The organism is Achromobacter sp. DH1f, assembly GCF_000633435.1.
GTDB classification, from domain to species: Bacteria; Pseudomonadota; Gammaproteobacteria; order Burkholderiales; family Burkholderiaceae_B; genus Achromobacter; species Achromobacter deleyi.
In genome coordinates, this window is sequence record NZ_AYMF01000017.1 from 128,703 (window position 1) to 136,309 (window position 7,607).

At 62.7% G+C, this 7,607-nt stretch carries 15 protein-coding genes; 7 read left to right on the top strand and 8 right to left on the bottom strand.

What is annotated here, in order from left to right:
* Positions 1-6: 6 nt before the first annotated feature.
* From U858_RS0115710 to U858_RS0115725, 4 genes are read right to left on the bottom strand one after another with little or no spacing between them, the layout of a single operon-like run.
* On the bottom strand, positions 7-618 hold the full coding sequence (locus U858_RS0115710; protein ID WP_232786546.1) for a RusA family crossover junction endodeoxyribonuclease: 612 nt from the start codon (positions 616-618) through the stop codon (positions 7-9).
* Complete coding sequence (locus tag U858_RS0115715) at positions 615-1,091, bottom strand: hypothetical protein (RefSeq protein ID WP_025138102.1); 477 nt, start codon at positions 1,089-1,091, stop codon at positions 615-617. The genes U858_RS0115710 and U858_RS0115715 overlap by 4 nt, the downstream gene beginning before the upstream one ends.
* Positions 1,088-1,843, bottom strand: a complete 756-nt coding sequence (locus tag U858_RS0115720) for a replicative helicase loader/inhibitor (protein ID WP_025138103.1) — start codon at positions 1,841-1,843, stop codon at positions 1,088-1,090. Before U858_RS0115720 ends, U858_RS0115715 begins: the two co-directional genes overlap by 4 nt.
* Positions 1,843-2,634 (bottom strand): helix-turn-helix domain-containing protein, encoded by a 792-nt coding sequence (locus U858_RS0115725; protein ID WP_025138104.1) that lies wholly within the window; start codon positions 2,632-2,634, stop codon positions 1,843-1,845. The genes U858_RS0115720 and U858_RS0115725 overlap by 1 nt, the downstream gene beginning before the upstream one ends.
* Positions 2,635-2,697: 63 nt before the next feature.
* Here U858_RS0115725 and U858_RS35935 point away from each other — a divergent pair, with 63 nt between their 5' ends.
* Complete coding sequence (locus U858_RS35935; RefSeq protein ID WP_025138105.1) at positions 2,698-2,913, top strand: hypothetical protein; 216 nt, start codon at positions 2,698-2,700, stop codon at positions 2,911-2,913.
* 1 nt (position 2,914) lies between these two features.
* Here the strand turns inward: U858_RS35935 and U858_RS0115735 are convergent, their stop codons facing one another.
* From U858_RS0115735 to U858_RS34280, 3 genes are read right to left on the bottom strand one after another with little or no spacing between them, the layout of a single operon-like run.
* Positions 2,915-3,328, bottom strand: a complete 414-nt coding sequence (locus tag U858_RS0115735; protein ID WP_025138106.1) for a nuclease domain-containing protein — start codon at positions 3,326-3,328, stop codon at positions 2,915-2,917.
* Positions 3,328-3,783 carry a recombination protein NinB gene (locus U858_RS0115740; RefSeq protein WP_025138107.1) on the bottom strand — a complete coding sequence of 152 codons (456 nt, stop codon included), beginning with the start codon at positions 3,781-3,783 and terminating at the stop codon, positions 3,328-3,330. Before U858_RS0115740 ends, U858_RS0115735 begins: the two co-directional genes overlap by 1 nt.
* A 1-nt stretch (position 3,784) precedes the next feature.
* Positions 3,785-4,096, bottom strand: coding sequence for a CII family transcriptional regulator (locus tag U858_RS34280; RefSeq protein WP_025138108.1), 312 nt, complete (start codon positions 4,094-4,096; stop codon positions 3,785-3,787).
* A 35-nt stretch (positions 4,097-4,131) separates the two neighbouring features.
* On the opposite strand from U858_RS34280, the gene U858_RS35940 reads away from it, so the two are divergent.
* Complete coding sequence (locus U858_RS35940; RefSeq protein ID WP_198529730.1) at positions 4,132-4,296, top strand: hypothetical protein; 165 nt, start codon at positions 4,132-4,134, stop codon at positions 4,294-4,296.
* An 89-nt stretch (positions 4,297-4,385) separates the two neighbouring features.
* Positions 4,386-4,865, top strand: a complete 480-nt coding sequence (locus U858_RS0115755) for a hypothetical protein (RefSeq protein ID WP_025138109.1) — start codon at positions 4,386-4,388, stop codon at positions 4,863-4,865.
* A 131-nt stretch (positions 4,866-4,996) separates the two neighbouring features.
* On the opposite strand, the gene U858_RS0115765 is transcribed toward U858_RS0115755, so the two are convergent.
* A complete protein-coding gene (locus U858_RS0115765; protein ID WP_025138110.1) occupies positions 4,997-5,203 on the bottom strand; it encodes a hypothetical protein in 207 nt (68 codons plus the stop codon).
* Between the two features lie 92 nt (positions 5,204-5,295).
* Here U858_RS0115765 and U858_RS0115770 point away from each other — a divergent pair, with 92 nt between their 5' ends.
* From U858_RS0115770 to U858_RS36150, 4 genes are all read left to right on the top strand, one after another.
* Positions 5,296-5,673 (top strand): helix-turn-helix transcriptional regulator, encoded by a 378-nt coding sequence (locus U858_RS0115770; RefSeq protein WP_025138111.1) that lies wholly within the window; start codon positions 5,296-5,298, stop codon positions 5,671-5,673.
* Between the two features lie 178 nt (positions 5,674-5,851).
* Positions 5,852-6,313: a PH domain-containing protein gene (locus U858_RS0115775; RefSeq protein ID WP_232786549.1), complete on the top strand. Its 462-nt coding sequence runs from the start codon at positions 5,852-5,854 to the stop codon at positions 6,311-6,313.
* Between the two features lie 403 nt (positions 6,314-6,716).
* Positions 6,717-7,229, top strand: coding sequence for a hypothetical protein (locus U858_RS0115780; protein ID WP_157838812.1), 513 nt, complete (start codon positions 6,717-6,719; stop codon positions 7,227-7,229).
* Between the two features lie 263 nt (positions 7,230-7,492).
* Positions 7,493-7,607: pentapeptide repeat-containing protein (locus U858_RS36150; RefSeq protein WP_232786550.1), on the top strand; the 115-nt coding region annotated here is incomplete at its 3' end.

Here is a 7,607-nt window from a genome sequence, read left to right on the forward strand (position 1 = left end):
GCGGAATCATGCTGCACGCTCCTGCGCCACGGCGCCAAAGAGGTCGGTCTGCGGCTGCTCGACGGCCAGCGGCGTGACCACAGCCACCAGCCGCGCGCCAAACTCATCCGGCTCGGCCCGGCGGGCGCTGATCTCCCGCACCCAGGCGTCATCCTGGAACACCACGTCCTTCAGGCTGTCCAGCACGACCTTCTGGGCGTTGTCGAGGTCCAGGCACTGCACGGTGTCGTCCCAGGCCGCGCCATCCTTGCGCATGCGCTTCTGCCAGTCCTGCGGGCGGTTCGGGTACAGGGTGAACTCGACCCGCACCCGGCCGGCGATCGGCTTGCGCACGCCGGCCACCAGCGCCAGCTTCTGCACCTGCGCCTTGTAGGCCTTGGCCTCGGGCGTGACGTAGGTGCTGGTGAACGCCGGCTTTCCCCGCGGCGTGACCGTCCGGCTGGCCCAGTAGCGGTTCGCGCTGATCGGGTACGGCAGGGTCAGCGCCACCGCGCGCGCGAAGCTGTCCGAATCGGTTACGGCGTATCCGCCGCAGGCAATGGCCAGAACTTCGGCGCGCTTCGCCAGCGTGCCGGCCATCGGGTCGTAGGCTTCGGTGAGGTTGTGTGAAGCGGTCATGCGTCGGCTTCCTCGGGTTGGTTGTGATCCAACCAGGTCGATCCCTGGCCGGCGGGTTTGGGGGTGCCCATGTGCGCCTGAGGCTGGCGGCATTCGTCGCCCAGGACGCGGAGCATGTGGGCGCCCAGGTGGTAGGCGGTGAGCCTTTCGGCTTTGGCGGCGCTGGCCAGGATGTCTGCGCGGCCCAGGGCTTCGATGCGGTCCAGCACCTTGCGGCTGACGGTGTCGCCCTTGGGGCGGTTGACCAGCCAGTAGGCGGCGGTGAAAAGGGCCTTGCGGTTCTGGGCACGGGCGCTGATGTCGTCGAATTCCGAGCGAGGTGCGCCGAAGTGCAGGCGGCAGTGCCAGTCCTTGGCGCCCTGGGTGCTGGCGCTCATCGTGCCCGGCAGGCAGCAGCCGAAGGCAGCGCAGATGCCATAGCCCCCGCCTTCATTGCCGCCCACGGCGGCGCTGGCTTCGGCGTAGGCGCTCATGCACGGGCCCCTTGCTGGTGCTGGGCGACTTTCGCGGCGGTCTGCGCTTTCAGGGCGTCCAAGCGGTCGCGCTCGGCCTGGCTAGTCGCTTCAGCTTCGCGGCGGCGCTTCTCGGACGGGGACAGCGCGCCGGCCACCAGCGCGCGCAGGCGCGCGATGTTCTCGGCGGCGACTGCGTCATCGCCCAGGCCACCCGAAGGATCAGGCGGCGGCAGCAGCGCGGCGACGTGCGGCGCCGCCAGCAGCCCAGCCGTGCCGGCGGCGGTCAGCGCGCGCTCGCGGCGGTCGGGGTCCCAACCAAGGGATGCTTGCCACGCCACCGGCTGGCGCTCATGCCGGGCCCGCGCCACCAGCCGGTCGTAGGTGCCCTTGAACGCCATGCGCGCGCCCACCTCGTCACCCAGGTCCAGCACTGTGCGGCAGGTGGAGAAAGCCTGGGCCGTCTCCAGCGTCCAGACCACCGTTTCCGCCTCGTCGCGCGACAACAGCGCGGTGGCCCATGCTTCGTCAGCGGTGGGCCGGCTGTCGCCTGTGCCGTGCCCAAGCAGAGCCAGGATCTGCGCCGGCGTCGGGGGGAACTTGGCCTCGTTGGCCACGTACTGCGAGAACGCCGCGCTCACCGCTGGGAACTCGTAGGGCTCGAGCATGCGCAGCCAGAGCATCTGTGTGGTCGGCTGCGGTGGCAGCCGGTTGTATGCATCGAAGACGCCGGCCAGCAGCTCGGCGAAGGCGGAGACGTCGCGGTTGTGCATCAGGCCTGCTCCATGTCGAAGGTGAAGTTGTCCTGGCCACCCTGCCCAGCCAGGCGCAGGAATTCCTGCTTACGGCGATCTGCCTCGCTCACGGCGGGCGCCGCGCGTTGCCCGAAGGCTTGCTTCGGTGGGAACAGGCCCTGCCAGCTCTTGCCGATGCAGTGCCGGATGACGTCGTCCGGCTTGTGGCCCTGGCCGCGGAAGGTGCCCAGGTCCTCGATCTGCTGGCGCGCGGCTTCCTCGGTGATCGGCTTTTTCAGCTGCACGCGGTGGCGAACCCAGCGTTCCCAGCTTTCCGTTGGCAGCCAGTCCGGCAGGTCGACCGTCATCGCGTCGAAGCCCGAGTCCTTCGGCTTGCGCACGCGCTTATTGGTTGTTCCTGGTTGTTCCCTTGGTTGTTCTTGGTTGTTAGACCGCAGCTGCTGCGGGGGTGACTGCGGGATTTGCGGGGGTACCCCCGCAGTAGCTGCGGTGGTTACTGCGGCATTTGCGGGGGTGCAGCTGCTGCGGGGGTGCAGCTGCTGCAGGGGTTGTTGGAAGGAATTCGCATCTACAACGTAGGTTGTATGGCGCCCATTGGCACGGTCGGCCACCACCACCTTGGCCTGTTCCAGCCACTTGATGGCGGCGTGAACGGTGCGCTCGGACAGGCACGTGTACTCGCACAGCGTCGGGATCGACGGCCAGGCCGAGCCGGCCTCATCGGCATAGTCGGCCAGCGCCATCAACACCGCCTTCGGCGAGGAAGGCATCTGCAGGGGCCGGCAGGCCTTCATGACCTCGTAGCTCATAAGCGCCCTTCCATACCGCCACGCTGTGCGAAACTAACCGTCCACCCAACTAAGGAGTCTCGAATGTCTGACAACGTCCTCAAGGACCACCCCATCAGTTCAATCGAAAAAGCGCTGGGCGATGGCTTGGCAAAACTGCTCGGCAGTGGCGTGAAGGTCAAGATCAGCGGCCTGACGTTTGAAGCTGGGGACGACCTCATGTTCGACGGCCACATGGAAGCGTCGCGCTTGACGATTTCTGTGAACAAGAAGTGGGACAACACCAAACTGCGGGATTGATTCACAGGGCCTCCCCGAGCTGCAGGCCCAGCTTTTTTGTGCGCGCCTCATCCCAACGTGTGTAGGCCCATTCCCAGGTGGCCTTCTTTTCGGCCTTGGTCAGGGTCATGCCCTGGTCAAGGCTGGCGTGACAGCGCGCACAGCCGGGAACGGTGTAGATGTCGGTGGCTTTGATGCCCATGCCCTTGCCGTAGTCGCTCCAGTTCGCGTGACACGGCACCACGGTGTCGCGCTCGCACGCGCCGCGGCACAAGCCCGGGATCTGGAGGTAGCAAGGTTCGCCGCGGCATGCGGCCAGGTACTTCGGTTCGTGGCCCGTGCGCTTCTTGGGCGCGTGGCGCTTGAATGAGGTGCGCTGCAGGCCGGTGGTGGCCTTGAGCGGGGTCTTGCGGGTCAGGGGCGAGCGGCGCAGCATCAGCGGGCCTCTCGTGTGCGGAATTCCACGCCCAGCTCGGCGCCAGCGGCTTCCACCTGGGTCAGGTACTGGGCCATGCCCTTGACCGTCAGCATGGCGGTGCTGCCCACCAGCGCGCGGTCACCGCGCGGGGTGATCTGCCACTTCACGTAGCCATCCAGGCACAGTTCGGGGTCGAACTCTTCGGGCAGGAACTCGCGCTTGAAATGCTCGTGCCAGGCTTCGGCCGTGAAGCGCTTGCCATGCACCCAGGCCTGTTCCGCGATGTCGGCCAGGGGCCCGACCCACATCAGGGCGTTTTGGCTCATCTTGCGCGGCCTGACGCGCTCGCGCACCACCACTTCCAGTGGCTCGTCGGCATCCAGCGGCAAGTTGGCCAGGAACGTCTGCGCGGCGGCCTGTTGGCTGACGCCGACCAGCAGGAACGTGCGGGGGTTGTGCAGGCGCTGGCGCATGTCAGGCTCTCCCTTCGCCTTCCAGGTCCGACTGCAGGTACTTGTAGGCCATGCGCTTGAACGCCTGCAGGTCCTCGCGGTCGACCACCACGGCGTCCAGCGGCGCCACCTGCATCCCGATCGCCGCCATCAGCTGGCACACCTGCTCCAAATCCTGCTTGGCGCGGCTCACGGTACTGGCGGACGTGCCCATGAAATCGGCTGCACGGTCCTGGGTGAACTCTGCAAGCCGCCGCAAGATCTCGCCGTGAAGGCGTGCAGCGGTCTTGCGTGTGCTTTCAAGCTGCTCAGGGGAAACTGGCTGGGTACTCATCTGATACATCCATGACGAGAAAGAGAAAAAGGGAAATGACCGAGACCGAAAAGCTGCTGCAGAACGCCCAGAACATCGCCCGCCGGACCTTCGTGGACCCGAGCGAAGCCGCGGTGCTGGCCATCTTTGAAGAGCTGCGCATCGAGCGCGACCGCATGGCCTGGGCCACCGACGACCGCATCGGCGCGACGGTGCATTGATGAGGTCATGCTCCCTCCCCGCCGTGGTTCCCACGCAACGTAGAATCGGGAGTTCTCACACAGCCCTTTTCTACGTTGGGGGAACCCGAATGGACTTTTCTGTCATCGCTGCTGCTGTCAGCTCCATCAATGGAGCCATCGATCTGGGCAAGAATGCGCTCGGCCTCAGCAATGCGGCCGAGGCGAAAAAAGTAGTTGTGGCCATGAACGAAAAGCTTTTCGACGCCCAGCAACGTCTGTTCGAACTCAGCAGTACCTTGAACACGCTGCAGCAAGAGAAATTCCAAACCGCACAGGAATTGCGAGAACTGAAAGAAGCCCTCGCAGAGCGCGGCCGCTACACGCTTGTCGCCATCAGTGACGGCCAATTCGCTTATCGGGTGAATCCCCCCCCAGCACTTAGCGGGACCGGCGACCCAGGACTCACGGAGCCGGATCACTACGTCTGTCAGAAGTGCTTCGACGGGCCCGGAAAGGACAAGGTCGTCCTGCAGCGTCGAAGCTTGTTGGGCGGCATGCGCTACCTCGAATGCCCCAGCTGCAAGGTCAGCTTCACGTGGCCCCAATGACGAATCCGACATCATTCCGCCTCCCGGCGGGCGAGCCAGCGCTCGACCCACGTAATGGCAGCGTTCGCGGCCGAGAATCCGATGACGGCGCCCACCACGGCGGCGCCGATGCCGGCAAGAAAGGCATCCATCTACGCCGCCTCCTGCTGGGCGGAGGTGGGCTCAGGCGGCGTGAACGCGTCAGGCCGGATGGTTTCCAAGAACATGCGCCGCGCGGACGGGATGCCGCCTTTTCGCCAGTCCGAAACGGACGGGTCTTTGACCTTGCACAGGCGGGCGACGGCCGCCGTACCGCCCAGGCGGTCGATGATGTCGGAGTCGGGGTGTTTGGTATCCATGCACCAATTATTAGGCATACCTTACTTACAGTCAAGTTTCACCTAACTCAAAACACAGGCATGCCTAACTCACTTCCCATTAGGATTGCCGAATGAGTACTCTTGCGGAACGCCTCAGAGAGGCAATGGACGCGGCCGGCATAAAGCAGGTCCAAGTCGCGCGCGCGGCAGGCATCAAACCTCCCTCTGTCGCAGACTGGCTGAACGGGAAAACCAAAAACATCAAGGGCGCAAATCTAGTTACCGTCGCCCAACTCTTGAACGTGAGCGAGGCATGGCTGGCTGACGGGGTTTTGCCAAAAGAACGGAGGCTTGATTCCGATTGGCCTTTCCCGAAAATATCCAAACACCGGTACTTCGCCCTGTCTGAGGCGCAGCGGGCCGGCATCGAAGAATGGGTCGCGCGCCAGGTTGATGCATACGGGGAGCCGCCGCCGGCCAAAAGCATCGGTGAGGAAAAAGCCGCCTGATCCTCGGCACCTATCGCTTGTCCCCTGTTGCGGAGAGCTTTTAACCAAGATGTGACGGAATGAGAAAAACGATTCTTTGTGTTCCACTACATAGAAGGCAACAGCAATGAGCTACGTCCAGAAGAGCCTGATGCCCAACGAGCATGTTGTCTACCAGGGACAACTGAGCATATGGTGCATGGTCCCGTCAATCATCGTTGGCACGATCTTGATCGCGGCGTACGGCCTCGGGCTACTCGTCTTTCTATTGCTCTACATCCGGTACATCTCTACGGAGCTGGCCATCACTAATCGAAGAGTGATATCCAAGACGGGATTCATCAGTCGAAGCACAGTAGAGCTCAGTCTCAAGAAGATTGAGAGTGTGCAGGTCGACCAGGGCATCCTGGGCCGCATTTTTAATTTCGGATCAATCGTGCTGGCGGGAGCTGGGTCCCCCCGGGCGCCTATCACAGGCATATCCAACCCGATGGCATTTCGGAGAGCATTCCTGGATGAACAGGAATCGCCACCACCAGCCATGCCTCATCCAGCGCGAAGCTTCAGCGCCTACAGTGTGCCGGATTTCTTGGACGCCGAACCTACAGTCATGCGGAATCGTCGCAGACCTGATCGAAGGGAGCCGCCCCAGTTGCGATAGCGCTCGGCGGACTGCGAGGACGGCCGCCCTATGAGCGCCAGGATTCGGGATGACGAGGCGAGCCGTGAATGCCGTCAGGCGCAAACACAAGCGGAACCATGCTTGCGCAATGACGTGCGATACATGAATTGGAAGTTCAACAACAGGCGCCGAACACGCCGATAGCGTTTTCATACAGGAGAGGCAATAATGGCAACGAAACCCGGCTCGGGCGGTAACACCAAACCCCCAGTGCCAACCCGCGACAGCGGGCTGGGGCAAGACCACCGCCCGATCTACATTCCAGGAAAGGTACAGGAACGAATAGAACGAAGCGACACCACCGTTTCGCGCGTTCAACCCCGCCGTGATGGTGGAGGCAGCGGCGGCGGATCTGGGGGTGGTTCTAACGGACGATAGGCGGATGAGCGACACAATCGACGATATCCAGTACGACGCAAAATTCAGTATTAGCTATCACCGCAAGCGTGAGAGTTTTTTTCGTGTGTTGGACGCGTCATCAAAAGCAGTATCGTTGATTGCGCTTGCGTCTATTGGGTTCGACGCCAACGCGTTTACGTTGGCTGCCGCTATCATCAGTGGCGTGTTTACCATCGCGACCATCGTAGTGGACTGCCCTGGCATGGCTAGCAACCATGGAAGTTTGGCCAACCGCTTTAACGCCCTTTTGTCCCAAGCTGTGCTGGCTGAAGGAACGTTAGAAGAAGTGAAGCGGCTTCGGCACGACTTCCATGTAGTGGAAAGTGATGAACCTCCGCACCTACGAGGGCTTACCCAACTTTGCCAGGATGAGCAAGACGCCGCAGAAGGCAAGGATGTGAAGCCAGAGTGTCTTTCGATGAAGAGACGAATCCTAGCCCAATTTGGATTCGGCCAACGCCCGATAGATTTTTGTCGCCCTGAAAATACGGCATAGCCTGCCAAAAAAGCCACCTCCGGGTGGCTTTTTACTATCCCACCCAGCCGCCTCTAGGCGGTTTTTCTTTGCTCGTTACAAATAAAATTAGGCATGCCTATTGAATTGTTATTAGGCATGCCTTATATTTCTCCCAACACCTCACCACCCGGTGAGAAGACAGGGAGAGAGCCTTGAAGCACGAGATCAAAAACAGATGGACTGGCGCCGTGCTGTTCACGGCTGATGTGCCCGAAGGCACCGAGAGCGGGCTGATTGCCCGCGTGGCGCTGGAGCAGGCCGCGGGGGCTGCTGCCAACCTGGGCGGTGCCGACCTGAGCGGTGCCGACCTGGGCGGTGCCGACCTGGGCGGTGCCTACCTGGGCGGTGCCTACCTGC

Bases quoted from the DNA above. Each gene is read 5' to 3' on its own strand.
- U858_RS0115710 (WP_232786546.1), bottom strand. From the start codon at position 618: ATGACCGCTTCACACAACCTCACCGAAGCCTACGACCCGATGGCCGGC.
- U858_RS0115715 (WP_025138102.1), bottom strand. From the start codon at position 1,091: ATGAGCGCCTACGCCGAAGCCAGCGCCGCCGTGGGCGGCAATGAAGGC.
- U858_RS0115720 (WP_025138103.1), bottom strand. From the start codon at position 1,843: ATGCACAACCGCGACGTCTCCGCCTTCGCCGAGCTGCTGGCCGGCGTC.
- U858_RS0115725 (WP_025138104.1), bottom strand. From the start codon at position 2,634: ATGAGCTACGAGGTCATGAAGGCCTGCCGGCCCCTGCAGATGCCTTCC.
- U858_RS35935 (WP_025138105.1), top strand. From the start codon at position 2,698: ATGTCTGACAACGTCCTCAAGGACCACCCCATCAGTTCAATCGAAAAA.
- U858_RS0115735 (WP_025138106.1), bottom strand. From the start codon at position 3,328: ATGCTGCGCCGCTCGCCCCTGACCCGCAAGACCCCGCTCAAGGCCACC.
- U858_RS0115740 (WP_025138107.1), bottom strand. From the start codon at position 3,783: ATGCGCCAGCGCCTGCACAACCCCCGCACGTTCCTGCTGGTCGGCGTC.
- U858_RS34280 (WP_025138108.1), bottom strand. From the start codon at position 4,096: ATGAGTACCCAGCCAGTTTCCCCTGAGCAGCTTGAAAGCACACGCAAG.
- U858_RS35940 (WP_198529730.1), top strand. From the start codon at position 4,132: ATGACCGAGACCGAAAAGCTGCTGCAGAACGCCCAGAACATCGCCCGC.
- U858_RS0115755 (WP_025138109.1), top strand. From the start codon at position 4,386: ATGGACTTTTCTGTCATCGCTGCTGCTGTCAGCTCCATCAATGGAGCC.
- U858_RS0115765 (WP_025138110.1), bottom strand. From the start codon at position 5,203: ATGGATACCAAACACCCCGACTCCGACATCATCGACCGCCTGGGCGGT.
- U858_RS0115770 (WP_025138111.1), top strand. From the start codon at position 5,296: ATGAGTACTCTTGCGGAACGCCTCAGAGAGGCAATGGACGCGGCCGGC.
- U858_RS0115775 (WP_232786549.1), top strand. From the start codon at position 5,852: ATGGTCCCGTCAATCATCGTTGGCACGATCTTGATCGCGGCGTACGGC.
- U858_RS0115780 (WP_157838812.1), top strand. From the start codon at position 6,717: ATGAGCGACACAATCGACGATATCCAGTACGACGCAAAATTCAGTATT.